Consider the following 26,856-nt stretch of genomic DNA (forward strand, 5'->3'; position numbering starts at 1 on the left):
ACCCTGTGGCGGTAGCGTGCCTGGAGAGGGTGAATAGCAGCTTCACGGCATACCCAAATTCGCGCTATATTCATAACTGCTCAATATGAATAGGAGTCAGCCATGGCTACGACAAGTTTGACCTTGGGCTCCCATTGGGAGCGCTTTGTTAAAGAAGAGGTCGCTAGCGGTCGGTACGGATCCGTCAGTGAAGTGATCCGGGACGGGTTACGTACTCTGGAAATGCGCCAGACAAAATTGGCGACTTTGCGCGCTCATCTCTTGGAAGGCGAAGCGCAGGCGGCTCGTGGTGAATACGTTGACAACTTCAGCATGGATGAGCTGATCAGGGATCAGGATGATGCCAAACAGCACTCGATATCGGGTAACACTCCGGGCCAGGGATGACCTCATTGCTATTGCCCGATATACAGCAGCCAATTGGGGCCGGGCGCAGCGCGACATATACATGCGGAACATGGAGCAACGTTTCGTGTGGCTTGCGGAAAATCCGTCGCGGGGGCGTCATCGACAGGATATCAAGAAGGGCTACCACTGTTATCCTCAAGGGAGCCACTTAATCTTCTATGTAATCAATGAGTGGGGAATCGACATCATTGGCATTCCCCACAAACGCATGGATATAGAAGAGCACTTCTAGCATTTCCTGCTGACCCTCTACACCGCCGCTGTGGGAGCGGGCTTGCCAGCGAACCCGTTCTCCCCAACAGGGAGAACGGACAAAAACAAAAAAGAAACACCAAGGAAGGGGGGGGGGAACACAATGCCTTGACGCTTGGATGTGATGTGAATATATGCTACAAGATATAAAAATTGCTCATATATGAGGCATATATTCACATGACATTGCAAGAATTGGGCGCCCAGTTTGCCGGGTTACGCAAGGCAAACGGCCATAGCCAACAACAAGTGGCCGCCATGAGCGGGGTGGATCGCACCGCGGTCTCCCGCTTTGAATCCGGCCGGATCACGGAACTGGGCTTCAGCAAAATCGAACGGCTATTCGCACTATATGGGATGGAGCTGGCGCCAAGGTCCCGCAAAACGCCGACGCTGGACGATCTGGTGAGGGAGCGTGAATGGCGTCAGTAGACGAACTCGACGTCACCAGTGGCAATGAACTGGCAGGACGGTTGAGCAGGCGCGCCAGGCACGCCGGCGAAGAGTACAGCTTTGCTTACCGTACGGATGAGCCGGAACGGGCGGTATCGCTGACCATGCCGCTGCGCACGGCATCCTACCAGTTCCCGAGGCTGCACCCGGCGTTTGCCCAGAACCTTCCCGAAGGCTATTTGCGGGATGCCATTCGCCGCACGGTAAGCAAACTGCACGGTGCCAATGATCTGGCGTTGCTCGCCGCGCTTGGCCCATACCAGATCGGCCGCTTGGGTTATGTCTCGCCTGGCCGGGCCACTGAAGTGGTGCGCTCGACCGAGAGGCTGGAGACACTGCTGGATTCAGACAATCCTGATTTATTCGCCGAACTGGTGGAAAAGTACGCACTGAACTCGGGTATCTCGGGAGTGCAACCTAAACTGCTGGTGGATGTTGCCGCTGAACCACCAAGAGACAAAGCCGCGATTCGCTCCAGCAGGTTGATTGTGAAAGCCTGGGGCACGGATTACCCGGACCTCGCTCTGAATGAATATTTCTGTATGCAGGCGGCCAGCAGAGCGGGGCTGGACGTTCCCCGTTTCGACGTCTCCCGTGACGGCCGGCTGTTCATCATGGAGCGCTTCGACCTCACCGAAACGGGCGCCTACCTGGGCTTTGAAGATGGCTGTGTATTGCAGGGGCTGTCACCGGAAGAAAAATACGACGGCACCTATGAACGCCTGGCCCGATCCGTATCCGACTTCGTATCGCCGCCATTGCGACAAACCGCGCTGGCCGGCCTGTTTCGCTCCATTGTGCTTTCCTGGGCGGTGCGAAATGGCGATGCGCACCTGAAGAACTTTGGTGTGATCTATGACCGCCCGGGCGGCACGGTGGCTTTGGCCCCGACCTACGATATCGTGACCACCACGGCGTACCTGCGTAACGATGTGCCGGCGCTTCATCTTGCAGGCAGCAAGCGCTGGTGGCCGGTGGATCGTCTGGCCGAGTTCGGCGCTCGACACTGTGCCCAGAACACCCGGCAGGTCAAAGAGACGATTGGCGCCGTGGGCAGCGCGCTGACAATGACCTTGCCTGAATTGAAAGACGCCTCCCCGCGCTTTCCGGATGTGGCACCCGCCATGATAAAAGCCTGGGAAGAAGCAGTGAATGAAATCGCGGCATGGGCATAGGCCCAAGCACGCTCCCGCAATGGAGCTACAAACCCGCTCTCTACATCGCCGCTGTGGGAGCTAGCCTTGCTGGCGAATCCGTTCTCCCGAACAGAGAGAACGGACAAAAAAACATAAAAAAAGAAACACCAAGGAAGGGGGGAAACACAATGCACCAACCACAGACCACCTGGCCGGAAATCCGCCACCACGGCGCCGTCGACGGCGTCACCGGATCCGCTCACGAACTGTGTCTGGACCACCAGCACAGCCTGCTGGTGGACTGCGGCCTGTTCCAGGGCCGCGACCAGGGCCCCGGCGGCGCCAACGCCGACGACCTGACCATCGACTTCCCGGTGGCCCAAATCAAGGCCCTGGTAATCACCCACGTGCATATAGACCACGTGGGCCGAATACCCTGGCTGCTGGCGGCGGGCTTCAAAGGCCCGATCCTCTGCAGCCAACCCTCGGCAAAGCTGCTGCCCATCGTCCTGGAGGACGCTTTCAAACTGGGCTTCAGCCGTCGGCCGGACGACATAGACCGCTACCTGCGGGTGATCAAACGGCGCCTGGTGCCGTTGCCCTACGACCAATGGCACACCGCCCTGGACGCCGGCCACGGCCAGATACGAATAAGGCTGAGACGAGCAGGGCATATCCTCGGCTCCGCCTACGTGGAATGCGACGTAAAGGGGCCACCGGGCCGGCACCGGGTGGTGTTCTCCGGGGACCTGGGCGCACCGCACGCGCCCCTGCTGCCGGCGCCCAAGCCGCCCCACGGCTGCGACACCCTGGTGATCGAAAGCACCTACGGGGACCGCAACCACGAAGACAGAAAGGAACGCCAGCAGCGGCTACAACGGGTACTGGCCCGCGCCCTGCAGGACCAGGGCACGGTCCTGATCCCGGCCTTCAGCATCGGCCGTACCCAGGAGTTGCTGTACGAACTGGAGGACATCCTCCACCGCAACCCAAAGAGCAGAGTGCACAAAACCCTGCCCTGGAACGAACTGCCGGTGATCCTGGATTCCCCTCTGGCCAGCCGCTTCACCAGGGCCTACCGGGAACTGAGGCCCTTCTGGGAGCAGGAAGCGCTCAAGCGGATCACCAAGGGCCGCAAGCCCCTGGGCTTCAAACAACTGCTCACGGTGGACGACCACGACGCCCACCTGAGAATGGTCCGCCACCTGGCGGACAGCGCCCGCCCCGCCGTGGTGATCTCCGGCAGCGGCATGTGCACCGGCGGCCGCATCGTTAACTACCTGAAGGCGATGCTGCACGATCCCAGGCATAATGTGCTGTTCGTGGGCTACCAGGGCAAAGGCACACCGGGGCGGCAAATACAGCGGCAAGGGCAGGGCGGTACCGTGACCCTGGATGGTGAAACCCACACCATCCAGGTAAGCGTGGACAACCTGGGCGGCTACTCCGCCCATGCCGATCAGCAAGGGTTGATACGGTTCGTCACCGGCATGCGGAAAGCCCCAAACGCCATCCGCGTAGTGCACGGCGACGACGGCGCAAAGAGGAAATTGCAACGCGAACTAAGCCGCCTGCTCCCACAATGCCGCATTTTATACCCCTGTGGGAGCCAGCCTGCTGGCGAATGAACCTTCGGTCCCGTGGAATACACTCTCTGTATCCCCACGCAACGCCGACAAAGCCGCTGTGGGAAGCTTGCTTGCAAGCGAACGGGTTTACCGCAAGAGTCACCAAGCCCCGCAGGACGGCTATAGATATTGCTGTAGAAGCGGCCTTCGGACCGCGATAAGGCAACTGGATGCCGCGAATCCAGTCGCATGAACAACCCAACGCACCACATTCAATAACCGGTAAAATCGTTAACACAAAGGACGCTATCAATGACGAGTAGCAAAACGGCGCTGATTCAAAAGCTGAACAGCAAAGAGGCCACCATCGGTATTGTCGGGCTGGGCTATGTAGGCCTGCCTCTCATGCTGCGCTATAACGCCGTTGGGTATCGAGTACTGGGGATCGATATTGATCAAGGCAAGGTGTCTGCGTTGAATGAAGGGCGCAGCTATATTGAACACATCGCCGGTGATAAAGTCAGGCAGGCCAGAGAGTCAGGATTTGAAGCTACCACCGATTTTGCCAGAGTCAGCGAATGTGATGCGGTTATTCTCTGTGTCCCAACACCGCTGAACAAGTACCGCGAGCCTGACATGAGCTTCGTGATTAATACCGTGGATTCGCTGAAAGTGGCCCTTCGTGCCGGCCAGGTGGTGTCGCTGGAAAGCACCACATACCCCGGTACCACGGAAGAAGAGTTGCTGCCCAGGGTCGAGGAAGGCGGACTGAAGGTAGGGGAAGACCTCTTCCTGGTGTATTCCCCGGAACGGGAGGATCCCGGCAACAAGCATTTCGAAACCAGTACGATTCCGAAAGTGGTAGGTGGCCACACGGAAGAATGCCGGGAAGTCGGTGTTGCCCTTTATAAACCGGCGATTGATACGGTGGTGCCGGTAAGCAGTACGAAAGTGGCCGAGATGACCAAGCTGCTGGAGAATATACATCGGGCGGTGAATATTGGTCTGGTCAACGAAATGAAAGTGGTTGCTGATCGTATGGGAATCGATATCTTCGAGGTTATCGAAGCCGCCGCCACCAAGCCATTTGGTTTCACAGCCTACTATCCGGGGCCTGGCCTGGGCGGTCACTGCATTCCCATTGATCCGTTTTATCTGACCTGGAAGGCACGAGAATATGGCCTTCATACCCGCTTTATTGAGTTGTCCGGTGAGGTAAACAGGGCTATGCCGGAGTATGTGATCGGTAAGCTCATGGATGGCCTGAATGAAAACGGCAAGGCCCTCAAGGGAAGCCGGGTTCTAGTACTTGGAATCGCTTATAAAAAGAACGTGGACGATATGCGCGAATCGCCCTCCGTGGAAATCATGGAACTGCTCCAGGCGAAAGGAGCAAATGTGGCCTATAGCGATCCACATGTGCCGACCTTTCCCAAGATGCGGGAGCACCATTTCGATTTGAGCAGCGAGCCGCTGGATAGTGCGATGCTTGCTGACTACGATGCAGTGATTCTAGCTACGGATCATGACAGCTTTGACTACGATATGATCCGAGATTATGCACAGCTCCTGGTTGATACCCGCGGTAAGTATCGTAATGAAAAGAACGCTGACAATATTGTAAGAGCTTGAGGTTATACATGAAAAATTTCGCATTGATTGGTGCCGCCGGTTACATTGCTCCTCGACACATGAAGGCTATCAATGAAACCGGGAACCATCTGGCCGTCGGATACGACACCAATGATTCCGTAGGTATTATCGATTCCATCTCCCCACAAAGTGAGTTTTTTACCGAGTTTGAACGGTTTCAAGAGTACGCGTGGCAGTTGAAAAGAGATTCCGCTACGGCTTTGGATTACGTGGCTATCTGCTCCCCTAATTACTTGCATCAGGCCCATATTGCAGCAGGGTTACGTCTGGGCTGCGACGTAATTTGCGAGAAGCCTTTGGTGCCGAATGCCGAAGCTCTGGACGAAATTGCTTTAGTGGAGAAAGAGACGGGCAAGAAGGTATACAACATCCTTCAGCTTCGGCATCACCAGGCGATCCTTGACCTGAAAAATAAAGTCATGCAGGAAAGCAAAAGCGACAAATATGAAGTGGAGCTTTCTTACGTAACTTCCCGCGGCAAGTGGTACATGGAAAGTTGGAAAGGGGACCCTCGTAAGTCATTCGGCGTCGCCACCAATATTGGTGTGCACTTCTTTGATATGCTTCATTTCATCTTTGGGAAGCTGCAAAAGAACGTTCTTCATTATACGTCCGAGAATAAAGCGGCAGGTTATCTGGAGTATGAAAAGGCCCGGGTGCCTTGGTTCTTGTCCATCGACGCAAATGATCTGCCTGAAAGTGTGAAAGGCAAGCAACCTACCTATCGCTCAATTACCGTGGATGGAGAAGAGATTGAGTTCTCCCAGGGCTTTACTGATCTGCATACGGTGAGTTACCAGGAAATCCTGGAAGGCAGAGGCTACGGAATTGAGGACGCGCGCCATTGCGTGGAAACAGTGGAACATATCCGTCAAGCCACCCCAGAACAAGCTCAGGAAGGGGAAGCGCATCCATTCCTGAGCCGGCTGATTTGAGGTCCGTTATATGAATTATCAGAAGCATTCTAGTGCGATTGTCGATGAAGGTGCTCAAATTGGTGAAGGCTCCCGTGTTTGGCATTTTGTTCACGTTTGTGGAGGGGCCAAGGTTGGCCGCAATGTGTCGATGGGACAGAACGTCTTTATTGGCAACAAAGTGACCATTGGTGACAACTGCAAGATCCAGAACAACGTTTCCGTGTACGACAACGTTCACCTTGAAGAAGGCGTTTTCTGCGGCCCAAGCATGGTCTTCACCAATGTATACAATCCCCGTTCTTTGATAGAGAGGAAAGATGAGTACCGGGATACCTTGGTCAAAACCGGTGCCACACTGGGAGCCAACTGCACCATCGTGTGCGGTGTCACCGTTGGCGAGTTCTCCTTTGTCGGAGCCGGGGCTGTCATAAATAAGGACGTACCCGCCTATGCCCTGATGGTTGGAGTGCCAGCAAAGCAAATCGGGTGGATGAGCGCCTATGGTGAGCAGCTTGACCTGCCCCTGCAAGGACAGGCTGAAGTGGCCTGCCAGCATACCGGTGACCGTTATATCCTTAACGACAATCAAGTATCCAGAGTGAAAGTCTGATGCAGTTTATTGATCTGGCCGCGCAGCAAGCGCGCATTAAAGATAAGATCGACGCGGCTATACAGAAAGTTTTGGCTCACGGTCAGTACATTCTGGGTCCGGAAGTTTCAGAATTGGAAGAACGGTTGGTCGATTATACAGGGGCTAAGTATTGCATTACCTGTGCTAATGGCACGGATGCACTGCAGATTGCTCAGATGGCACTCGGGATAGGACTCGGTGATGAGGTAATTACACCTGGATTTACCTACATTGCCACGGCTGAAACCGTAGCCCTACTTGGCGCGAAACCGGTTTATGTGGATATTGACCCCAGAACATACAATTTGGACCCCGAAAAGCTGGAAGAGGCAATAACCCCTCGAACTAAGGCAATAATTCCTGTCTCCCTATATGGTCAGTGTGCAGACTTTGATGCAATTAACGATATTGCGGGGAAACATGGCATTCCTGTTATTGAAGACGCAGCTCAAAGTTTTGGTGCCACTTATAAAGGAAGGAAATCATGCAATTTAACGACAATTGCGACAACGAGCTTCTTTCCAAGTAAGCCATTGGGATGCTATGGAGATGGAGGTGCTGTATTTACGAACGATGACGAACTGGCAAGGATTATTCGCCAGATCGCTCGACATGGGCAAGAGCAACGCTATCGTCACGTACGTATAGGTGTTAATAGTAGGTTAGACACAATACAGGCAGCAATTTTACTTTCCAAGCTGGATATCTTCGATAATGAGGTTCAGATGAGAGGGGAGATTGCCGACTATTATAATAGTAAGCTCGATGGTGAGGGGGTGTCTGTGCCGATAATTGAGAATTATAATTCAAGTGTATGGGCTCAGTATTCAATAGAGGTAAAAAACAGGGATGAAATGAGAATTTTTCTCGAGAATATGAACATTCCAACTGCTGTCCATTACCCAATTCCTCTCAATAAGCAGAAGGCTCTTGAAACTACGGCATGCAATTTAGATGTCGGGGATAGTGTTTCAAATAAAGTGCTAAGTTTGCCGATGAGCCCATATCTAGCGAAAGACGATCAGTCCCTTGTAATAGAAGCAGTAAGAAGATGGAGTGATGAAAAGTAACTACAAAATGAGGGGGAGGGTTAAAGCGCTGCTCGCAAATAGCTTTATTAAATCTGTTGGGGTTTTGGCCGGTGGTACTATTCTGGCTCAGGCGCTATCTGTCGCATGCTTGCCTATATTAACAAGACTATATGGGCCTGAGGAGTTTAATGTATTAGCCGTTTATGTTGCAGTGTTAGGTCTGTGTGCGTCCGTAGCATGTTTACGGTTGGAGATAGCTATACCTATACCTAATGAAAATGCCGAAGCGTTAGATCTCCTAAGACTGTCTCTGCTCGCATCGATACTCGTTTCGTCAGTCGTGGCCTTATTCTTTTTTCTTCTTCCAGGAAGGGCGTACACAGCCTTGCATTTGGAACAGGTTAAGGGCTACGTTTACTTGATCCCATTAGGGGTGTTGTTGGCGGGCCTCTATTCAGCTCTTCAGTATTGGTGTTCAAGAGAAAAAAGATTCTCGCTGGTGGCGAAAACTCGTGTTTTCCAATCTATTGGTGGTATATCAACTCAAGTCGTATTTGGTTTTCTTAGTGGAAAGGCTCTTGGACTTCTTCTGGGACATATGCTGAAAGGTGGTATTGGAAGCATTGGCTTGGTTAGCGTTGTTTTTAAAAAAAATAACTTCCGACTATCTGAAATCAACCTTCTTAAGCTGTGGGAGACTTTAAGAAAATACCAGAGATTTCCAAAATATTCTGCATTAGAGTCCATATCTAATAATGCAGGAATTCATCTCCCTATAATTATTATAGCTACTGCTTCATCGGATAAACAGGCAGGTTTCTTTCTTTTGGCTTCTCAAGTAATGACAATCCCAATGTCATTAATAGGTAATGCTACTGCCCAGGTATTTTTGTCTGAAGCTGGAAAAAAATATAGAGAAGGTGGTCTGTCTGTATTTTCTTTGAATACTGTAGACGCTCTAATTAAAATTGGGGTAGGTCCACTTGCATTTGTAGGGATTGTTTCCCCTATATTGTTTCCTTTGTTTTTTGGTCAGGGTTGGGAACGATCTGGTGTTATCGCCGCGTGGATTACCCCATGGATTGTAATTCAATTTCTAGCCTCCCCAATATCGATGGTGATGCATGTCTGTGATAAGCAAAGGAGAATGCTTGCTTTAACTTTGACTGGCGGGATGCTGAGAGTTTCAGCCTTATTTTTGCTGCCAGTCTTTTATGATTTCGATTTAGTTGCTATTCATGCGATTTCAGGCTTTGTTTTTTATGCTATATGCATGCTCGTCTTCATTAAGGCTTCAGGTGGGCTTCTCCGAACTTTCCTTGCCTCTAGCCTTAAAAGTTTTTTCCTCTTTGCTTTGCCGTGGATTTTGGGTGGTATGGCCTTGGTTTATGTCATTGAAGGTGCTTTATGAAAAGTTTGATAAGAAAATCTGCTCTAAAATTTAAACCTTTTTTTGTTTTCATTTTTTCACTTTTTTTTGAGAAAAAATATCTAAAAGGGAAGCATTTTGATAATAGCTTTTATGGTCTGAAGTGCGGAATTAGGGCTATTTGGACTAGAAACATTTTGCGGATCTCAAGACCGTATCCTTTTCCAGTCGTTCTGGGTTGCCATATAAGTAACCCAGAAAAAATAAACTTCCACCCTGACGATCTAAATAACTTTCAATCACCGGGAACATATTTTCAGAACTTTAGTGCCGAGATAACTCTCGGAAAGGGTGTCTATATTGGTCCAAACGTTGGCCTCATAACGGCGAATCATAACTTAAAAGACCCTGATCTTCATGAGCCGGGGAAGCCTATAGTTTTAAAAGAGAAATGTTGGATTGGCATGAATGCGGTTATCTTACCCGGAGTTATCCTGGGGCCAAGAACGATTGTGGCAGCTGGTGCCGTTGTGGCGAACAGTTTCCCAAAGGGGGGTGTAATGATAGGCGGGGTTCCAGCGAAAGTAATCAAAGAAGTGTAGTAGTGTTGCATATTTGAGAATCCATATTATAAATTGACTGTGTCCGGGCTGAATATGATAGATAATGGAGAGAGAGCTGAAGCATCTCTTGTCTCTTCTGTTTTAGTTTTTTTTATTATTTTTTCGTATTGGAACGTTCATTCATGGGTAATACTATCTTCCATGGGGAGGTTTTTTCTGCTTGGAATGGCAGGCGCTGTTCTTTTCCTATCTTTTCACATGATTACTAACTCCGGAACTATAAATAGGAATTTTTTTAAAGCAACGAAAGGACTGTTTTTTCTTCTCCTTCTTTATCTCGCTAGCAGTGTTTGGTCTCTGAACCCTTTGCCTCTTATTTCAAGAAATGTGCAGATACTATCTGTAATATTTGTTTTGTATGTTTTTTTTGTGCTTGGAATGAGAAGAGGTGGAGAGAAAATACTAAAATATATATTGCTGTTTTCTTTCTTTGCTGTTTTATTTTGCTTTGCATTATGGGGCTTTGGTGGTAGTGATGGCGGGTTTGATAACCCGAATGTTGTTGGTTTGTGGGCCTCGGTTATGGCTGTTTCCGTTTTGGCAACCAGAAAAGTCGGTGTCTTCTTTTGGATTCCATTTCTCATTGCTTCTCTTCTGGTTTTTTTGAGCGGTTCTCGGACAGCTTTAGGGGGTATGTTGTCCGGCATGCTTTTATATTTCTTCTGGCCAGCACTGAAGAGTAATAGACTTCTATTTTGGTTTACATTGTTCTTCATATTTTTTCTGTCCTCCATAATGATCTTATTAATATCAGGAGTGCTTGGCGACCTGTCTGATGCAAATCAGGTTATGAGGGAAATTTCAGGCAAAAACCTTTTGTCAGGAAGGGATGTTGCATGGCCAATTGTTATCGATTTGATTAAAGAAAAGCCTTTCTTAGGGTGGGGAGGAGGCGTGAATTTATCAGATATTACAGATTTCCACTTTTCAGCACATAACTATTATCTTCAGACTGCGATGCAAACTGGATTGACTGGTCTTCTGTTTTTACTTTTCTCGATTTGTTGCGTATGGAATGCACTATGGTTTTACAGGGATGGTTCACTGACAAGAACTGCTAGTGCATTATTTGTGGTGGTGATAATGAGTCAGAATTTTGAGGTGACCCTTTTGCAGAATAATATGGCATTAAGTTATCCAATGTGGATGCTGCTAGGATTGGCGTTTGGTGTTGCTCAACGAGAAAAAAGTGCTGAGGTTATAAAGTGAAATGCTGTATCGTTCATTTTCCATTCAGAATTGAGGAAGGTGCAACATCCGCTAGTGGGATTCGCCCCGCTCAAATGTTAGATGCATTCCGGAGTCTAGGGTTTAATGTGGATGTTGTTTCAGGAAGTTCGAAAGAGAGAAGAAAAGCAATAGAAGAAATAAAAAAAAATATTAAAAGAGGCGTCAGGTATGATTTTTTGTACTCTGAGTCGTCAACTATGCCAACGGCTCTTACTGAAAAACATCACTTTCCTGTATCTCCTTTTTTAGATTACGGTTTTTTTCGCGTGTGCAAAAGAGAAGGCATTCCTTGTTTTCTTTTTTATAGAGATATCTATTGGGCTTTTTCAGAATACTCCGATAAGGTCGGCTGGTTAAAGGCATTATTTGCAAAGTTTTTCTATATATGCGACCTCTGGATGTATCGAATGACAATTGACAGATTGTATCTTCCTTCTCTGGAAATGGGAGAGTATATTCCTATATACCCAAAGGGAAAAATGGATGAGCTCCCGCCTGCGCACTCAAGAGAACTGAATGATTCTGATATGAATGAGGATCGCTCAAATGAAGGGCTTCAGCTTTTTTATGTTGGGGGGGTTTCTGAGCATTATAAAATGCATGAGCTTTTCGAGGCTGCAAAACTTGTTTCCGGGATAAAGATAACAATATGTACTAGGAGAGAGGAATGGCTTTCTGTTCAACATGAATACTCTCCCATTCCGGATGTTGTTAATATTATCCATGCAAGCGGGCGTGATATGTACGCCATACTGGAACAGTCTGATATAGCACTACTATATGTTGAGCCCCATACTTATCGTGATTTTGCCGTACCTTTAAAGATGTATGAGTATCTTGGTTTTGGGAAGCCCATTATTGCTTCTAGTGGAACTCTCGCAGGGAGTTATGTGGCAAAGGCTACCATCGGCTGGTCTATTCCCTACGCAAGTCAAGATCTTGTGAATCTTCTGCAATTTTTGACTTCAAACCCAAATGAAGTCCGCGTTATTAAAGAAAGTGTATTGTCTACCGCAAAAGAAAATACCTGGTTGGAACGCGCTCGCAAAGTGGAAAAGGATGCTGAATTATGAAGGTTGTATTACTGGCAAGCGCATCCTCTATACACACTGCGCAGTGGGCTAATGGTCTGTCAAGAAATGGGGTGGAGGTTCATGTTGTTTCTCAACACCCCGTAAAACAATTTTTTGAAAAATCCATAAGCTTGCATATCTTCCCTTTTCGTGGGGTTTTTGGCTACTTCTCTATGATAAGAGGAGCAGGTAAGACTATCAAGAGTATTAAGCCAGATATTCTAAATGCCCATTATGCAAGCGGATATGCCACTACGGCTCGTTTTTTAAATGTTCGTCCTTGGCTTTTATCAGTATGGGGCAGCGACATTTTTGAATTTCCAAATAAGAGCGCAGTTCATCGCTGGTTGGTTCGTTCGAATTTACGTTCCGCTGATGCGATCGCTTCAACAAGTCAATGTATGGCTCGTGAAGTTGTTAATTTGGAACCTAGTCTCAGGAGTGTGCATATTACTCCTTTTGGCGTGGATGTTTCGGCCTATGAAAAATTAAACAGGGCTGCCAATAGCCATAAAGAAGGATGCGGCGGTAACGTTACGGTTGGTACAGTAAAAACGCTGGAGGCACAGTATGGGGTTGATACTCTAATTCGTGCTTTCTCTCTCGTATATCAGAGATTGATGGACGAGGATCCGCTTCTTGCATCGAGGCTTAGATTGAGGCTGGTGGGGGATGGAAACGAGAAAGAATATTTAATGGCATTGGCTATTGAATTGGGCGTTTCGGAGATCACGGACTTTGTCGGGCGGATTCCTCACTCTCAGGTGCCTAAGATGCTCAAGAGCATTGACATATATGTTGCTCTCAGCCGGCGGGAGAGCTTTGGCGTTGCAGTCCTCGAAGCTGGAGCCGCTGGCCTGCCAGTGGTTGTATCTAACGTCGGAGGGTTACCTGAAGTCGTCATTGATATGGAAACGGGGTTTATAGTGCCTCCAGATCGCCCGGAGTTGGCGGCTAATGTAATTTTTAAATTATTGAAAGAGCCTGAATTGCGTTTTGAAGTTGGGATGAAGTCTCAGATTTATGTGAAATCTAATTACAGTTGGGATGCTTGTTTAGAGAAAATGCTTCAAACTTATACTGGAGTGATCGATTCTTGCGAGATGGAAGGTTATGAATAGAATTTTAACTATCGTTGGTGCTCGCCCTCAGTTTATTAAAGCTGGTGTTGTCTCAAAAGCTATATCGGCGCGATCTGATTTAAATGAAATCATTGTTCATACTGGCCAACATTTTGACGCGAATATGTCTGATGTCTTTTTTGATCAGCTAGGAATTCCCGCCCCTGATTGCCAGTTGAACATTCATGGTGGCAGCCATGGTGCAATGACTGGCCGAATGCTTGAGAAACTTGAGGAGGTAATGTTAGGCGAAAAGCCTGATAGGGTGTTGGTGTATGGTGATACCAACTCCACACTTGCTGGCGCCCTTGCTGCTGCTAAATTACATATTCCGGTTGCCCATATTGAAGCTGGTCTTCGTAGTTTTAACATGAATATGCCCGAGGAGATCAATCGCATCCTGACAGATCAAATCAGTGACATTCTTTTTTGTCCAACTGATATTGCTGTGAGCAATTTGAAGAGAGAGGGTTTTGAAGATAAGCCTGTTTCAGTTGTGCAGGTTGGCGATGTTATGCAGGATTCCGCATTGTTTTTTGCGGAAAGGGCTGAGGTGCCGAGGGGTGTTACGATATCGGAAGAGTTTATTGTTGCTACTCTTCACCGGGCTGAAAATACTGACAATCCTGAACGTTTGGGTAGCATCATTAAAGCTCTTAACGATATTCATGGAACAATTGCCCCCGTGGTTCTTCCTCTTCACCCTAGAACTCGTAACGTTGTCAAAAAGCTTGGTCTTGATTTAAGCGTTCAAGTCATAGATCCGGTTGGCTATTTTGAGATGGTTTGGCTGTTGAGTAAATCTGGTCTCGTTTTGACAGACAGTGGGGGAGTCCAGAAAGAGGCTTTCTTTTTTGGAAAAGCGTGTGTGACCATGAGGGATCAGACCGAGTGGGTGGAACTCATAAATGCTGGTGTGAACGAGCTGGTGGGGGCGGACTATTCTTCAATCATCGACTCAGTAAAACGGCACTATGGGCGAGTTGTGAAAGATGAGAATGAGCTCTATGGCGGGGGGCGCGCTGCGTCAAGAATAGCCAATTATTTGAGCGGCCAATAAATTTGGGTGATATGAAAAAGACTATTTGGATTATTAACCAATATGCCTCTCTTCCTTCCACGGGTATGGGCGGCCGCCACCGGGACTTGGCTAGGGAGTTAGCCAGGCGAGGGCACAAGGTTACATTGGTTTCGGCTCGTTGGACCCACCTGGTGCGAGATAACGAAGCTGCCGAAGCTGCACCAGATGAAGAGATGTTTGAAGGATTTCGGTTCGTTCGAGTTTCCGTGGGGCGCTATGCACATGCTCAAGACAAGAAGAGGATCCTAAACTGGTTTTCTTTTGCTTGGAAGTTGACAGGACTGGCGGGCACCCTTAATGAGAGGCCGGACGTTGTGCTATATTCCTCGCCTTCACTCATCGGGTTCCTAGGCGCTGAGAGGCTCGCTAGAAAATATAGCGCTAGATTGGTTTTTGAGGTAAGGGATATATGGCCTCTTACTTTTTCTGAGTTGGGTGGATATTCCCATCGTCATCCATTTATCCGTTTTCTACAATGGATAGAGGATCGTGCCTATCGAAACTCAGATTTTGTCATATCGAATTTGCCGGGTGCGGTAGATCACATGATTGGCAGAGGATTGTCTTCTGAGAAGTTTCGCTGGATACCAAATGGGTTCTCAAAAGCGGATGTGGATCAGTGTTTGCCCTTGCCCAGCGAAGTTTACTCTAAGCTCCCAAAGGATACTTTCAACATTTGCTATACGGGCACCATTGGTACAGCTAATGCTCTTCATACACTAGTTAAGGCTGCTAGTTTATTGAAGGATGAGCCGAGTATCAGTTTTACAATAGTCGGTCAGGGGAGCGAGAAGGAAGCACTGAAGGAAAGCGTCACAAGACTTGGGTTGAGTAATGTTTTCTTTGTCGACCCTGTTCCAAAAAATATGGTTCAGTCTATATTGCAGGAATGTGACGTTTGTTATCTTGGTTTGACCGGAGACAGCTTGTTTCGCTTTGGTGTCTCGCCTAATAAGCTGTTTGACTATCTGGTTTCTGGAAAACCTATTATTTATGGAATTGACTCCGGTGACTATCGACCGGTCGAGGAGTTTGGTGCTGGTTTGCAGATAAAGCCGGAAGACCCCGTCGGTCTCGCGAATGCGGTCAAAGAATTAAAGAGTAGATCTAAAAGGGAACTGTCAGAAATGGGGGGGAATGGACGGAAGGCAGCATTTGAGTATCACGAGTATGGCATGCTGGCGAAGAAACTTGAAAATGTATTGCTGAAAAATCAGATAGATTAGTAAGCCTAAGTTGGACATATATAGTGATTAAGCGCCTTTTGGACGTTGTCTGTGTTAGTATCGGGATGTTTCTGCTTTCTCCCGTTATTCTTGCAATTTGTCTGCTAATTAGGATGAAGCTAGGGAAGCCCGTTTTTTTCCGTCAGCACCGTCCTGGCGTAAATGGCAAAGTCTTCGAGATGGTTAAGTTCCGCACCATGACGGATGAGCGGGACGAGAATGGCGAACTGCTGCCCGATGACGTGCGCTTGACCAAGTTCGGCGCTTTTCTGCGTTCCACAAGTCTGGATGAGTTACCCGAGCTGATTAATGTCCTTAAGGGCGATATGAGTCTGGTCGGGCCTCGCCCGCTGCTGATGGAGTACTTGCCCCTGTACTCCGAGCGCCAGTATCGACGCCATGAAGTAAGGCCTGGCATTACCGGTTGGGCACAGATCAATGGCCGGAATGCCTTGTCTTGGGATGAGAAGTTCGAGCTTGACGTATGGTACGTGGAGAATCGCTCTCTATGGCTGGATATCAAGATTCTGTTTCTTACCGTCTTGAAGGTGGTGAAGCGGGATGGGATTAGCCATGGTGGGGAGGCGACGATGCCGAAGTTTACGGGTAGCGATGATTCCAAAGAGGGAACGTCTTCTTCTGAGTAGAGCAAGGGCGTTTCATCCTCTCCTCGCTTCACCCTCTCCCCCAAGCCCCTTATTCACCCTGAGAGGGTTCACCCCTTCGGGGCCAGCCTGCGGCTGTTCTGCGCTGCGCTGGTCCCCTCAAGGGAAAGGGGAGAAATAATCAGAGAATTGATATGAGACGACTAGCGATCCTAGGTGCTAGCGGGCACGGCAAGGTGGTGGCTGATGCCGCCTTATGCGCCGGTTGGGACGAAGTGTGCTTCTTTGATGATGCCTGGCCGGCGCTTGAGCGTAATGATGAGTGGCCAGTGGTGGGGGACTTCGCCCGTATGTTGCGCCAAGAAGGTACTGACTTTGATGCTGCGGTTGTGGGTATCGGGCGTAATGAGGTTCGCCTTGCCAAGATGGCGGCTCTCAAGGATGCGGGTATTCCGTTGACCAGCGTTATTCACCCTGCCTCCGTGGTGAGTCGTTACGCCTCTATTAGCGAGGGGTGCGTTATTTTTGGCGGGGCTATCGTCAATGTCCGTGCCGCTCTTGGTGACGGCTGCATCATTAATACCGGCGCGACGGTGGATCACGATTGTCGCCTGGCTGAAGGCGTTCATATCAGCCCTGGAGCCAATCTTGCTGGCAATGTGACGGTTGGAAAGGGCTCCTGGGTTGGTATCGGGGCCTGTGTTCGCCAGGGCATCACCATTGGCCGGAACGTGATGGTGGGCGCTGGTGCGGCGGTAGTTTCATCCCGGATGATGTGACTGTGGTGGGCGTGCCCGCCAAAGTTGTAGAGAGGGATTGAGTCATTTTGGGATTACAACCCAAGCTTGCTGCCTCCGATGGGCGTTAAAGACGCTGCCCAGGGGCGCTGGCCGGGTGCTGCGGTGAAGTAGAGGGCATGACGAATTCGCTCTTGATGCTGAACGTATGGCCAGTGTATTGTGAAGGTTGATCTATGGGGCAGGCGAAATAATACATGGAGCGGTGGGTGGTTGCCGCCTCTGAATGTGAGCTAAGATGCCAGAGATACCTACTTAATCTAAAGGAAAAAATCGTGGAAATTCAATCTCTTACCATATCAGAACGAATCCTCCTGGCAGAAGCGTTGTGGGACAGCGTTGTCGCGGAGAATGCGGATATCCCTCTCTCGGAGTCTCAGAGAGACGAACTTGATCATCGGCTCTCTGCGTTCGAAATAGATCAGGATGAAGGTGACTCATGGTCTGAGGTCAAAGCCAGGGTATTGTCAAAGAGATGATCTACAGACTCACTTTCCGGAAGGAGGCGGAGTTTGATATTGGCTCATCCTTTGATTATTACGAGGAGAAAAGAGAAGGTCTTGGTCACGATTTTCTGCTTTGTGTGGAAGAAGCATTGGGTAAGCTGAGAAGAAACCCATTAATATATCCCTTGATCTATAAAAATTTAAGGCGCATTCCCATTAGACGCTTTCCTTATCGGTTATTTTATTTGGTAAAGGGGGATCGTATTGTCATCACTGCTGTTTTCCATGCCAGAAAAGATCCAAGGTCATGGCATAAGCGCACAGAATAGCTCGCCACATATATTCTCTTAGCCACTTTCTCTGTTCGCCCTTCATTTAACGAACTTCTGGATAAATCATGTTGAACGGACCTTTCCCCCCCTGGCCTTCCTTTACCCAGGAGGAAGCGGACGCGGTGCAACGCGTGCTGCTGTCCAACAAAGTGAACTACTGGACCGGCCAGGAGTGCCGGGAATTCGAGAAGGAATTCGCTGCCTTTGCCGGGACTGAATACGCTATCGCCGTGGCCAACGGCACCGTGGCGCTTGATCTGGCGTTGCAAGGGCTGGGCATTGGGCCTGGCGATGAAGTGGTGGTGACGCCACGTACTTTCCTGGCTTCCGCCACCACGGTGATCAATGCCGGGGCGACACCGGTATTTGCCGATGTGGATCCGGACACTCAGAACATCACTGCTGAAACCGTCGCCAAGGTGATAACACCGCGTACCAAAGCCGTTATCTGTGTGCACCTGGCCGGCTGGCCCAGCGATATGGATGCCATGATGGCTTTGGCCGACGAACAGGGCTTCTATGTTATTGAAGACTGCGCCCAGGCCCATGGCGCTACCTGGAAGGGGCGCCCGGTGGGCGGCTTGGGTCATGTGGGCTGCTGGTCGTTCTGCCAGGACAAGATCATGACCACCGGTGGAGAGGGGGGCATGGTCACCGTGAATGACCGTGATCTCTGGTCCCGCATGTGGAGTTTCAAGGACCATGGCAAAAGCTGGGATGCGGTGTATGAACGTGACCATCCGCCGGGCTTCCGTTGGTTGCATGAGAGCGTGGGCACCAATTGGCGCATGATGGAAATGCAGGCGGCCATTGGGCGGATTCAGCTGAAGCGTATGCCGGAATGGACTCGCCTACGTCTGGCCCATTCCCAGGCCATTTGGCAAACCGCCAGTGACATCCCCGCTTTGCGTATACCGGAAATTCCCACCGAAGTGGGGCATGCTGGTTACAAATGCTATGTGTTTGTGCAGCCGGAAAAGCTGGTCGAGGGCTGGGATCGTGATCGTATCATGAACGAGATCGTTGCTCGTGGCGTGCCTTGCTTCTCTGGCTCCTGCTCTGAAGTCTATCTGGAGAAGTGTTTCCAGGACCTCGATCTGGCACCGAATGAGCGCCTGCCGGTAGCCAAGGAACTGGGCGAAACCAGCCTGATGTTCCTGGTGCATCCCACCCTGGAGCAGGTACATATCGATAAGACTTGCGAGACACTTCGGGCGGTGATGGCGGAAGCTTCGGCTTAGAGGCCGTTCGCCAGCAGGCTGGTTCCCACGGACCATGCCACGAAGCCGCTGTGGGAGCCTGCTCGCAGGCGAATGTGCCAACGCCGTACGGCCTGTTTGGAACATTCGGATGACAGGGCAAGGGGCCCGTGGGCTGACCGCTGCTTCCCAGGCGAGGGGTAGGTTGACAGCCTGAAGCGGGGCGGTGAAGATGCCGTTAATCCGTTGATTTTCTAATCTTTTCGAGTGCAAGTCATGCAAGCTCGTAGGTGACGGTTTAACAGCAAGCGAAGAATCCGCTCGTTGGAAGAACTGGAGGGAATGTATCTAGTGTCTCTGAGCGATAGGGTGGTCTATTGCGGTAACCCTGTGCACAAGAGGAACCCAGGCGATTTCGGCTTAAGCCCGCCTGCTGGCCCGCGGCCCGGCAAGTCATTGTGTGATACGGCGGCTATCTTCGAAAAGGCCGTGGCTGGCGAGTTATTGAAGGAAGGCGCCAGGCGCGGTTTGGTAAGCCGACAGGTCAATAATGACTGGCCCCAAAATATTTGGGCCGTTACCGACGATGGCATGCCACTGGAGGCGCAATTGGAGAATCGGGAGACTGGGGCCTATCACGGATACCCCATGCCACCGACTGACCCTTTTGTCGAGCTGGTGATGACGGAATGGGAGGCTCGGCGACCATGACCAACAAGGGCCTGAGGTTGGGCTTTCAATGGGAAGCCGCGGGTAATGATAATGCTGAGTCGTATCACACCATGGCGCGGTTGTCGTTAGCCGTTAATGGTTATTCCCTGACACGTAATGAAGATAGCTGGTCGCGTACGGTTAAGGGCGATGTGCTGGTGTCGTTGTACCCGTTGGCTGTCTGGTTTGCCTCTTCATGGTGGCGTTTGTTGCATGAGCCGCACCCGGGTAAAGGGGTGCGGCCGTCGGTATCTTGGCGCATGGCCCATGAGTTAGCTGCTGCTAACCAGGGCTATGTTTGGCCTACTGTCATGTTTGCGACCGATGGCGAAGGCATACAAGTCTGGTCTTCACCATCGGATGATGGTACTGAACAGTCGGTTCGATATCTGAATAGTTCACGCTTCCCTTCTTTTGTCCCAATGGATGATTTCCGTAAGGAGGTTTCGGCATTTATCGACGCGGTACTAAGTCGGTTACGTGATTGTGGCTGCACCGATACTGAGCTTGCAACGCTTTGGAAGCTTGTCAGGGATGAACTTGCTGATCCGGAGATTGCACGGTTACGTACCTTTGAAGCGATGATGGGGTATGATCCGGAAGAATGTCCTCAATTACTTATGCAATCTATGATCCGCATGACGGATGAGGTGGGCGAGGAGTCCTTGTCCGAGCTGATATCCGCTTTCGCAAGGGGCAAGGAATTCGGCTCATGCCAGGAGAAGGAAATTGAGCGTTTTGCCGAATTGAAGGGAATGGAAGGCAAACCGGATATCCCTGATCTTGCAACCTCAAACGGTGTCGGAGAAAGCCATGCACCATGGATGCCGGCGGTTCAGGATGCGAGAAACATACGTGATTATTTTGGGTGGGGCTTGGAACCGCTGTCCAATGAGAAACTTCTTTCTGCTCTGGGCATCAGTGCTAAGACCGTTGACAGTTACACGCCGGAAAACACATCAAGGGTATCGGTGGCGATCCCGCAGCGTCAGGGCCTAATCCGTTTCATGCCACGTAAGAAGCATCCCGTGGCCCGGCGCTTTGAGTACGCTCGCCTTCTCGGGGACTGTATATTCCAACAACGTGACGAGGGTTGGCTTGTCTCTTCGGATCTGAGCACGTTTCGGCAGAAATATCAGCGCGCTTTCGCTGCGGAGCTGTTATGCCCAATTGAGGGGGCAAAGGCGTTTATGCAGGACGATTATTCAGAGTCATCTGTTGAGGATGCTGCGGAGTACTTCGACGTTAGCACAACCGCAGTTACCAATTTGCTGGCAAGCAACAACCTTATTGAAACGGATGATTTTTCCGATGGTAAAGATGTCTGGCCTTACCGCCCTATGGTAACGGTTGGATAACGCGGCGTTTTGCCGGCCACGAGTTCAATGTTCCTGGTGCATCCCACCCTGGAGCAGGGACATATCGACAAGACCTGTGAGACGCTTCGGGCGGTGATGGCGGAAGCGTCGGCTTAGGCTTGAGCCCTGGACATCGCGGTCCACGGACCGCGGTACTGCCCGAGGAGCCCCCACCGATTGATCTCCTATAAAGTGACGGCAACGGCTTACACGAGCTGCTGTTCTGACTGACAGATCAACTTTTCTCTCCACTCCATACTCCCCTTGGGAAGTAAGCGTCCGGCGACCCCATCTTGAGTCGACGGTTGCGGCCTTCACGATAGTGTCCACTTATTTCTTAGTGGACACTATCGATGGACCCGTTAAGCGTATCTCAGCCCCAACCTCAACCACGACGTCGCCGTCACTTCTCCCGTGAGTTCAAGGCGCACATCGTGGCCGCCTGTCAGGAACCGGGCGTGTCCGTCTCCCGGATCGCCCTGGACAACCAACTCAACGCCAACCTGGTCCGCCGCTGGATCCGTGAAGCCGAGCAAGCCGGCCAGACAATAACGTCACCCGCGTTTATGCCCTTGGCGGTACCGGTGGCGTCGAGCCCTCCTGACCGGTCTTGCGCCAAGGAGTCGGGTAACCGCATCCGCATTGAAGTGCCCCGCTCCGGCGGACCGGTCATCGTGGAATGGCCCGCCGAGCAAGCCCATCAGTGCCTGGCCCTGTTACGCGAGCTGCTGCGATGATCCGCATCGACGAGATCTGGCTGGCCACCGCGCCACTGGACATGCGCGCCGGACCGGACAAGGCCCTGGCCCGGGTGATCCAGGTGTTCGGTGCGGCGAAGCCACATCAGGCTTACCTGTTCGCCAACCGCCGGGGCAACCGCATGAAAGTGCTGATCCACGACGGCTTCGGTATCTGGCTGTGCGCCCGCCGGCTCCATCGGGGCAAGTTCCACTGGGGTGACGCTTGGCGCGGCGATCAGTTGCGCCTGAATGAAGAACAACTGGCCGCCCTGGTGCAGGGCCTGCCCTGGCAGCGACTGGGCGACGAGGCCGTGATCTCGGTGCTGTAACCACACCTCGTTCCCGTTGGCTATACGCCCAACCTCCAATCGCCCACCGGGCGCTGGCTTGGCATACTGTCCGCATGACCTCGCGCCCTGACCTCAACGCCCTCTCTCCCGACCAACTCCGTGCCCTGGCCACCGAGTTGTTCGATCACTTGGAGAGCAAGGATCGGGTCCTCGCCCAAAATGACCGGACCCTCAGCCAACAAGAAAAAGCGATCCGTCACCGCGACGCGGTGATCGAGAAACAGGCCCACGAACTGGCGCTGCTCAAGCGCCACAAGTTCGCCCGGCGCAGCGAGCAGTTCAAGGGCGTGCAGGGCCAGTTGCTTGACGAACTGATCGACGCCGACCTGGCCGCCATGGAGGCGGAGCTGGCCGAGTTACTTCCAACGCAGGCGCCCCCCGCCGCTGCCAAGCAACAGCCCAAGCGCGCCCCGCTACCGCCCCAACTGCCCCGCACCCTGATCCACCATGAACCCGAGGATACGCAATGCCGCTGTGGGTGTGCGCTCAAGCGCGTCGGCGAGGACATCAGCGAGAAGCTGGACTACGTGCCGGGCGAGTTCACGGTGGAGCGCCATATCCGGGGCAAGTGGGCCTGCGAGCAATGCGAGACCTTGATCCAGGCGCCGGTGCCGAGGCAAGTCATCGACAAAGGCATCCCGACGTCTGGGCTGCTGGCCCAGGTGCTGGTGGCCAAGTACGCCGATCATCTGCCCCTGTACCGCCAGGAGCGCATCTTCGGCCGGGCCGGTCTGGCGATCCCCCGTTCCACCCTGGCCGAGTGGGTGGGCACCTGCGGTGTGTGGTTGCAGCCACTGGTGGATGCGCTCAGAGCCCAGTTGCTAGCCCAGCCGGTGCTGCACGCGGATGAAACGCCGGTAGCGATGCTGGCACCGGGCAAGAAGAAAACCCACCGGGCCTATGTGTGGGCTTACTGCAGCACCTCGTTCTCTGAACTGAAGGCCACGGTCTACGACTTCGCGCCCAGCCGGGCGGGCGCACACGCCCGCGCCTTCCTGGGGGACTGGCATGGCAAGCTGGTGTGTGACGACTACGCTGGCTATAAGGCGGGCTTCGGCGAGGGCATTACCGAGATCGGTTGCCTGGCGCACGCCCGTCGCAAGTTCCACGACCTGCACGTGGCCAACAAGAGTGAGCTGGCCGCCCAAGCGCTGGAGTCCATCGGTGCGCTGTACGGGATCGAGCGAGAGGCGAAGGATCTGCCGGATAAAGACCGCCAGCGCTTGCGCAACGAAAAAGCCCGGCCCATCGCCGACGCCCTGCACCAATGGATGATCTCCCGACGGCAAAAAGTCCCGGACGGCTCGGGTACGGCCAAAGCCCTGGACTACAGCCTGAAACGCTGGGCGGCGCTGACGCGCTACCTGGACGATGGCGCGGTGCCGATCGACAACAACCGGGTGGAAAACCAGATCCGCCCCTGGGCGCTGGGGCGCAATAACTGGCTGTTCGCGGGCTCTCTGCGCAGTGGTCAACGTGCGGCCGCCGTCATGAGCCTGATCCAGTCGGCGAAGCTGAACGGCCACGATCCTTATGCGTATCTGAAGGATGTGCTGGCTCGGCTGCCGACGCACAAGAACAACGCCATCGACGAACTCCTGCCGCAAAACTGGGCGCCGACCTCCGCCTGACAAGGTGGGATTACCGGACGCTTACCTTGGGAACGGGTTTCGGCCTGTTGGGAGCAGATGGACAATGGGGAGGAGAGGGCGATGTCGATCAAACTAGAGGGGAATTGGAAGCGAGGGCTGGCCTATGATGTTCACACCCTGGACAGTACGTATCTGGGGGTGGATGAATTCGGACATGATCAGTGGAAAAATACTCGCAGTGAAATCGGGGAGCTGCTCTACCAACTAAAATATCGCGGTGGAACGAGGAATATTAAGGCCATTGTGCAGCTACTTGACAAAATCAAGGGTATTGAGTCCATGGACTACATACTGCCCATACCGTCAACAAACCACCTCCGGCCTGTTCAGCCTGTCATGGAGGTTGCCCGTGCGCTTGGCGAGCGGCGTAATGTTGAAGTGCTGGAGACCGCTCTGTGCAAACGTGGAGGAGGGCCGGAACTGAAGAACCTCTCCAATGCAAATGACCGAGAGACTCTTCTTCGGGATAACCTCTACCTTGGCGGCACCGTTAGCCTTAGGGACAAGAGTGTGTTATTGCTTGATGATGTCTACAGGTCCGGCACCACATTGAGGGTAGCAGCGGATATTCTGTATGAGCAAGCTGGTGTCAGGGATGTCTATGTCTTAACGATGACCAAAACCAGGAGCAACCAATGACTTCGGTATTCGTAGCGGGTTCCCGGCAGCTTGTGCGGCTCAATGAGCAAGTCCTGGAACGCCTGCGGAACATCGTCACGGGTTCTTATCAGGTTCTGATAGGGGATGCCAACGGGGCCGACAAGGCGGTCCAATCCTTCCTGTTCGGGCAGGGTTATTCGAAGGTTTTGGTTTTCTGTTCAGGTTTGAAATGCCGCAATAATCTGGGGGCATGGCCTACCTTTAACGTCGATGTGCCGAAAGGTGTCACGGGAAGGGCTTTTTACACCTATAAAGATATCGAAATGGCCAAAAAAGCAGATTACGGCTTGATGCTTTGGGATGGGAAAAGCCCTGGTACGATCAACAATGTGGCCGAACTTTTGAAGAGAGAAAGGAAAGTTCTGGTCTATTTTGCCCCGAAGCAACTGTTTCTGCCCGTTGGATCCGTGTGTGATATGGAAGGTCTGCTCCTTCATTGCGCTCCTGATGATGTGTTGAAAATAGAAAAAAAAGTGGGACTGAAAGATAAACTGCGAAAGGCGGTGGAATCAGAACAGTCTGTGCTTCATTTTTAGAGGCGGCAAACCCTTTTGTGAAGTGTTTCGGGCGGTAATGGGGGAGGCGGCTGAATAGCTGGGGATGATGGTCCGTGGATCGCTCGGTCCACGGACCGCAACCACTCTTTTAGCCGTTTCGTGAACCTGTTCATGCGCTCCACAGGAACGGCCTGTCTTCCCTTCTGTCCAATCACCGACGGATTCATTCGCCAGGGCCGGTTTGTCCCAGGCTGGCCCTGATAAAGGAATACAGGTGATTATGGTGTCCTCTCTCCCCCTCGCGTCTGGGCCGGATCGTGTTTTTTCCGTGCTTTCCAGTCTTCTGCTTTTCGCCTTCCTCTCCCTGTTGATGACCTTCCGCTACAGCTATGCCGTGGTGCCTTTACTGGCCGGAGGTGTGGCCTTGAGTGGGCTGTTGTTTGTGTGGCTTCAGCCGGGGCATTCCTTGCGGCTGGGCCGGGGAGATGTTCTTTGCCTGGCTGTTCTTCTTCTGTTCTCCCTGCTTTGGTTGGCGGATGTGGGGCGGACGGGCAAGTGGCCGGTAGGCGAAGGGAACCAGGGTATTCTGCTGCCATTGTGGCCCATGCTGGCGGCCCTGGTGCTAATGGCCTGGCGTGCGTTTCCGCCGAAGGTTGGGTTTTGGTGGGCCGGGGTGGCGTTGGGGGCGTTGCTGGCCGGGGGCATCGCTTCCTATGAGCATTGGGTGCTGGGGCGCGGGCGGCCGGACAATGGCATGAACGCCATTCCCTTCGGTAATATTTCGTTGTTGTTGGCGACGCTATCGCTGGTGGGACTACTAACGCGATTGGGGATGCGGCCTGTGAAAGGGGAGTGGTGGTTGCGGGGCTTTTACGCGCTGGCAATCGGTGCCGGTTTGCTCGCCGCCGTGCTGTCGGGCACCCGAGGCAGTTGGATTGTTTTCCCGGCTCTGATTTTGCTGGTGTTTGGCGTTTTCTGGCGGCAATTGCATCGGGGCGGCATGGTGGCCTTGGCGCTTTTGGTGGCGGTGGTGGTTCTGAGTGCGTCCTTCATGCCCCGGGCCGGGGTGACCCAGCGCGTGGCCCAGGCGGTGGAGAATCTGGAGGAATATACTGAAGGCGATACCTATTCCTCTCTGGGCATTCGCCTGGAAATGTGGCGGGCCGGTGTCCGGTTGTTCCGTGAGAAGCCCATTCTTGGTTGGGGCGAAGGGCGGTTGGAGGAGCGCCGTGACCAATGGGTGTCTGAGGGGCTTTACGATAAGGGCATCAGCCGTTACGACCAACTCCACAACGACCTGATCGATACCGCCGCCCGCCGTGGTCTGGTGGGGCTGGTTTCGTTATTGCTGCTGTATGGCGTGCCGCTCGTCCTGTTCGCTACACACTTGCGGCGTCGCAGGGATGTTCAGGGACAGGCGCTGGCCTTGTCCGGGGTAATCGTGGTGGTGGCGTTCATCGGTTTCGGGCTGACGCAGTCCCTGTTGCGGGATGTGCGCGGGTTGTCCGGCTTCCTCGGGATGCTGACGGCGTGCTGGTGTTTGTTGAAGGCGACGCCGGAGGGTGCGAGAGAAACGGCTCAAAGCTGATTTCTGAGCGGCTGTGGGAAGCTTGCTTGCAAGCGAATGCCCAACACCGGAGGCCGTATTCACCAGCAGGCTGGCTCCCACAGAAACCTCAGCTACGAAGCCGCTGTGGGAGCCGCCCGGCAAGCTTCCCACTGATTGATCTCCTGCAA

At 52.1% G+C, this 26,856-nt stretch carries 28 protein-coding genes; all 28 read left to right on the forward strand.

Annotated elements, in window-relative coordinates; genetic code table 11:
- Nucleotides 1–102: 102 nt before the first annotated feature.
- Nucleotides 103–387: a type II toxin-antitoxin system ParD family antitoxin gene (locus tag B5T_RS08365; RefSeq protein ID WP_051015456.1), complete on the forward strand. Its 285-nt coding sequence runs from the start codon at nt 103–105 to the stop codon at nt 385–387.
- On the forward strand, nt 341–640 hold the full coding sequence (locus tag B5T_RS08370) for a type II toxin-antitoxin system RelE/ParE family toxin (RefSeq protein WP_041716941.1): 300 nt from the start codon (nt 341–343) through the stop codon (nt 638–640). The genes B5T_RS08365 and B5T_RS08370 overlap by 47 nt, the downstream gene beginning before the upstream one ends.
- Before the next feature lie 200 nt (nt 641–840).
- Nucleotides 841–1,092: a helix-turn-helix domain-containing protein gene (locus tag B5T_RS08375; RefSeq protein ID WP_014994059.1), complete on the forward strand. Its 252-nt coding sequence runs from the start codon at nt 841–843 to the stop codon at nt 1,090–1,092.
- A complete protein-coding gene (locus B5T_RS08380; RefSeq protein ID WP_014994060.1) occupies nt 1,080–2,288 on the forward strand; it encodes a type II toxin-antitoxin system HipA family toxin in 1,209 nt (402 codons plus the stop codon). The genes B5T_RS08375 and B5T_RS08380 overlap by 13 nt, the downstream gene beginning before the upstream one ends.
- 149 nt (nt 2,289–2,437) lie before the next feature.
- Nucleotides 2,438–3,877, forward strand: a complete 1,440-nt coding sequence (locus B5T_RS08385) for an MBL fold metallo-hydrolase RNA specificity domain-containing protein (RefSeq protein ID WP_014994061.1) — start codon at nt 2,438–2,440, stop codon at nt 3,875–3,877.
- Nucleotides 3,878–4,129: 252 nt separating this feature from the next.
- Nucleotides 4,130–5,449, forward strand: a complete 1,320-nt coding sequence (locus tag B5T_RS08390) for a nucleotide sugar dehydrogenase (protein WP_014994062.1) — start codon at nt 4,130–4,132, stop codon at nt 5,447–5,449.
- 8 nt (nt 5,450–5,457) lie between these two features.
- On the forward strand, nt 5,458–6,405 hold the full coding sequence (locus B5T_RS08395) for a Gfo/Idh/MocA family oxidoreductase (RefSeq protein WP_014994063.1): 948 nt from the start codon (nt 5,458–5,460) through the stop codon (nt 6,403–6,405).
- 10 nt (nt 6,406–6,415) lie between these two features.
- Nucleotides 6,416–6,997, forward strand: coding sequence for an acyltransferase (locus B5T_RS08400; RefSeq protein ID WP_041716942.1), 582 nt, complete (start codon nt 6,416–6,418; stop codon nt 6,995–6,997).
- Entirely contained in the window at nt 6,997–8,088 is a 1,092-nt protein-coding gene (locus B5T_RS08405; protein ID WP_014994065.1) for a DegT/DnrJ/EryC1/StrS family aminotransferase, read from the forward strand. The genes B5T_RS08400 and B5T_RS08405 overlap by 1 nt, the downstream gene beginning before the upstream one ends.
- Nucleotides 8,078–9,460, forward strand: coding sequence for a lipopolysaccharide biosynthesis protein (locus B5T_RS22510; protein ID WP_081586845.1), 1,383 nt, complete (start codon nt 8,078–8,080; stop codon nt 9,458–9,460). The genes B5T_RS08405 and B5T_RS22510 overlap by 11 nt, the downstream gene beginning before the upstream one ends.
- Nucleotides 9,457–10,020 carry an acyltransferase gene (locus B5T_RS22515; RefSeq protein WP_014994067.1) on the forward strand — a complete coding sequence of 188 codons (564 nt, stop codon included), beginning with the start codon at nt 9,457–9,459 and terminating at the stop codon, nt 10,018–10,020. The genes B5T_RS22510 and B5T_RS22515 overlap by 4 nt, the downstream gene beginning before the upstream one ends.
- Nucleotides 10,021–10,074: 54 nt before the next feature.
- Nucleotides 10,075–11,250 carry an O-antigen ligase family protein gene (locus B5T_RS22520; protein WP_014994068.1) on the forward strand — a complete coding sequence of 392 codons (1,176 nt, stop codon included), beginning with the start codon at nt 10,075–10,077 and terminating at the stop codon, nt 11,248–11,250.
- On the forward strand, nt 11,247–12,344 hold the full coding sequence (locus tag B5T_RS23015; RefSeq protein ID WP_148279231.1) for a glycosyltransferase: 1,098 nt from the start codon (nt 11,247–11,249) through the stop codon (nt 12,342–12,344). Before B5T_RS22520 ends, B5T_RS23015 begins: the two co-directional genes overlap by 4 nt.
- Nucleotides 12,341–13,465 carry a glycosyltransferase gene (locus B5T_RS08415; RefSeq protein WP_014994070.1) on the forward strand — a complete coding sequence of 375 codons (1,125 nt, stop codon included), beginning with the start codon at nt 12,341–12,343 and terminating at the stop codon, nt 13,463–13,465. Before B5T_RS23015 ends, B5T_RS08415 begins: the two co-directional genes overlap by 4 nt.
- Nucleotides 13,458–14,525 carry a non-hydrolyzing UDP-N-acetylglucosamine 2-epimerase gene (gene wecB, locus B5T_RS08420; protein ID WP_041716945.1) on the forward strand — a complete coding sequence of 356 codons (1,068 nt, stop codon included), beginning with the start codon at nt 13,458–13,460 and terminating at the stop codon, nt 14,523–14,525. Before B5T_RS08415 ends, wecB begins: the two co-directional genes overlap by 8 nt.
- Nucleotides 14,526–14,536: 11 nt before the next feature.
- Nucleotides 14,537–15,772, forward strand: a complete 1,236-nt coding sequence (locus B5T_RS08425; protein WP_014994072.1) for a glycosyltransferase family 4 protein — start codon at nt 14,537–14,539, stop codon at nt 15,770–15,772.
- Between the two features lie 23 nt (nt 15,773–15,795).
- Entirely contained in the window at nt 15,796–16,419 is a 624-nt protein-coding gene (locus B5T_RS08430; protein ID WP_085942837.1) for a sugar transferase, read from the forward strand.
- Between the two features lie 152 nt (nt 16,420–16,571).
- Nucleotides 16,572–17,156, forward strand: coding sequence for an acetyltransferase (locus B5T_RS08435; RefSeq protein WP_229682936.1), 585 nt, complete (start codon nt 16,572–16,574; stop codon nt 17,154–17,156).
- Nucleotides 17,157–17,371: 215 nt separating this feature from the next.
- Nucleotides 17,372–17,653 carry an addiction module protein gene (locus tag B5T_RS08440; protein ID WP_229682937.1) on the forward strand — a complete coding sequence of 94 codons (282 nt, stop codon included), beginning with the start codon at nt 17,372–17,374 and terminating at the stop codon, nt 17,651–17,653.
- The gene (locus B5T_RS22525; protein ID WP_014994075.1) at nt 17,650–17,949 is read left to right on the forward strand and encodes a type II toxin-antitoxin system RelE/ParE family toxin; all 300 of its coding nucleotides are present in this window, start codon (nt 17,650–17,652) and stop codon (nt 17,947–17,949) included. The genes B5T_RS08440 and B5T_RS22525 overlap by 4 nt, the downstream gene beginning before the upstream one ends.
- A 68-nt stretch (nt 17,950–18,017) precedes the next feature.
- Entirely contained in the window at nt 18,018–19,193 is a 1,176-nt protein-coding gene (locus B5T_RS08445; protein ID WP_014994076.1) for a DegT/DnrJ/EryC1/StrS family aminotransferase, read from the forward strand.
- A gap of 665 nt (nt 19,194–19,858) precedes the next feature.
- Nucleotides 19,859–21,220 (forward strand): ImmA/IrrE family metallo-endopeptidase, encoded by a 1,362-nt coding sequence (locus B5T_RS23020; RefSeq protein WP_148279233.1) that lies wholly within the window; start codon nt 19,859–19,861, stop codon nt 21,218–21,220.
- Between the two features lie 353 nt (nt 21,221–21,573).
- Nucleotides 21,574–21,957, forward strand: a complete 384-nt coding sequence (gene tnpA / locus B5T_RS08460; protein ID WP_041716686.1) for an IS66-like element accessory protein TnpA — start codon at nt 21,574–21,576, stop codon at nt 21,955–21,957.
- Nucleotides 21,954–22,289: an IS66 family insertion sequence element accessory protein TnpB gene (tnpB, locus tag B5T_RS08465; protein WP_014992698.1), complete on the forward strand. Its 336-nt coding sequence runs from the start codon at nt 21,954–21,956 to the stop codon at nt 22,287–22,289. The genes tnpA and tnpB overlap by 4 nt, the downstream gene beginning before the upstream one ends.
- A gap of 74 nt (nt 22,290–22,363) precedes the next feature.
- A complete protein-coding gene (gene tnpC / locus B5T_RS08470) occupies nt 22,364–23,941 on the forward strand; it encodes an IS66 family transposase (protein ID WP_014992699.1) in 1,578 nt (525 codons plus the stop codon).
- A gap of 81 nt (nt 23,942–24,022) precedes the next feature.
- A complete protein-coding gene (locus B5T_RS08475; protein ID WP_014994079.1) occupies nt 24,023–24,601 on the forward strand; it encodes a ComF family protein in 579 nt (192 codons plus the stop codon).
- Complete coding sequence (locus B5T_RS08480) at nt 24,598–25,158, forward strand: hypothetical protein (RefSeq protein ID WP_014994080.1); 561 nt, start codon at nt 24,598–24,600, stop codon at nt 25,156–25,158. The genes B5T_RS08475 and B5T_RS08480 overlap by 4 nt, the downstream gene beginning before the upstream one ends.
- A 289-nt stretch (nt 25,159–25,447) precedes the next feature.
- Entirely contained in the window at nt 25,448–26,707 is a 1,260-nt protein-coding gene (locus tag B5T_RS08485) for an O-antigen ligase family protein (protein WP_014994081.1), read from the forward strand.
- Nucleotides 26,708–26,856: the final 149 nt, after the last annotated feature.

Origin of the sequence: Alloalcanivorax dieselolei B5 (genome assembly GCF_000300005.1) — a bacterium.
GTDB classification, from domain to species: domain Bacteria; phylum Pseudomonadota; class Gammaproteobacteria; order Pseudomonadales; family Alcanivoracaceae; genus Alloalcanivorax; species Alloalcanivorax dieselolei.

Bases quoted from the DNA above. Each gene is read 5' to 3' on its own strand.
- B5T_RS08405 (WP_014994065.1), top strand. From the start codon at position 6,997: ATGCAGTTTATTGATCTGGCCGCGCAGCAAGCGCGCATTAAAGATAAG.
- B5T_RS08480 (WP_014994080.1), top strand. From the start codon at position 24,598: ATGACTTCGGTATTCGTAGCGGGTTCCCGGCAGCTTGTGCGGCTCAAT.
- tnpB (WP_014992698.1), top strand. From the start codon at position 21,954: ATGATCCGCATCGACGAGATCTGGCTGGCCACCGCGCCACTGGACATG.
- B5T_RS08400 (WP_041716942.1), top strand. From the start codon at position 6,416: ATGAATTATCAGAAGCATTCTAGTGCGATTGTCGATGAAGGTGCTCAA.
- B5T_RS08475 (WP_014994079.1), top strand. From the start codon at position 24,023: ATGTCGATCAAACTAGAGGGGAATTGGAAGCGAGGGCTGGCCTATGAT.
- B5T_RS22515 (WP_014994067.1), top strand. From the start codon at position 9,457: ATGAAAAGTTTGATAAGAAAATCTGCTCTAAAATTTAAACCTTTTTTT.
- B5T_RS08415 (WP_014994070.1), top strand. From the start codon at position 12,341: ATGAAGGTTGTATTACTGGCAAGCGCATCCTCTATACACACTGCGCAG.
- B5T_RS23020 (WP_148279233.1), top strand. From the start codon at position 19,859: ATGACCAACAAGGGCCTGAGGTTGGGCTTTCAATGGGAAGCCGCGGGT.
- B5T_RS08445 (WP_014994076.1), top strand. From the start codon at position 18,018: ATGTTGAACGGACCTTTCCCCCCCTGGCCTTCCTTTACCCAGGAGGAA.
- wecB (WP_041716945.1), top strand. From the start codon at position 13,458: ATGAATAGAATTTTAACTATCGTTGGTGCTCGCCCTCAGTTTATTAAA.
- B5T_RS22510 (WP_081586845.1), top strand. From the start codon at position 8,078: ATGAAAAGTAACTACAAAATGAGGGGGAGGGTTAAAGCGCTGCTCGCA.
- B5T_RS22520 (WP_014994068.1), top strand. From the start codon at position 10,075: ATGATAGATAATGGAGAGAGAGCTGAAGCATCTCTTGTCTCTTCTGTT.
- B5T_RS08370 (WP_041716941.1), top strand. From the start codon at position 341: ATGCCAAACAGCACTCGATATCGGGTAACACTCCGGGCCAGGGATGAC.
- B5T_RS08395 (WP_014994063.1), top strand. From the start codon at position 5,458: ATGAAAAATTTCGCATTGATTGGTGCCGCCGGTTACATTGCTCCTCGA.
- B5T_RS08380 (WP_014994060.1), top strand. From the start codon at position 1,080: ATGGCGTCAGTAGACGAACTCGACGTCACCAGTGGCAATGAACTGGCA.
- B5T_RS22525 (WP_014994075.1), top strand. From the start codon at position 17,650: ATGATCTACAGACTCACTTTCCGGAAGGAGGCGGAGTTTGATATTGGC.
- B5T_RS08365 (WP_051015456.1), top strand. From the start codon at position 103: ATGGCTACGACAAGTTTGACCTTGGGCTCCCATTGGGAGCGCTTTGTT.
- B5T_RS08375 (WP_014994059.1), top strand. From the start codon at position 841: ATGACATTGCAAGAATTGGGCGCCCAGTTTGCCGGGTTACGCAAGGCA.
- B5T_RS08435 (WP_229682936.1), top strand. From the start codon at position 16,572: ATGAGACGACTAGCGATCCTAGGTGCTAGCGGGCACGGCAAGGTGGTG.
- tnpC (WP_014992699.1), top strand. From the start codon at position 22,364: ATGACCTCGCGCCCTGACCTCAACGCCCTCTCTCCCGACCAACTCCGT.
- B5T_RS08440 (WP_229682937.1), top strand. From the start codon at position 17,372: ATGGAGCGGTGGGTGGTTGCCGCCTCTGAATGTGAGCTAAGATGCCAG.
- B5T_RS08390 (WP_014994062.1), top strand. From the start codon at position 4,130: ATGACGAGTAGCAAAACGGCGCTGATTCAAAAGCTGAACAGCAAAGAG.
- tnpA (WP_041716686.1), top strand. From the start codon at position 21,574: ATGGACCCGTTAAGCGTATCTCAGCCCCAACCTCAACCACGACGTCGC.
- B5T_RS08425 (WP_014994072.1), top strand. From the start codon at position 14,537: ATGAAAAAGACTATTTGGATTATTAACCAATATGCCTCTCTTCCTTCC.
- B5T_RS08385 (WP_014994061.1), top strand. From the start codon at position 2,438: ATGCACCAACCACAGACCACCTGGCCGGAAATCCGCCACCACGGCGCC.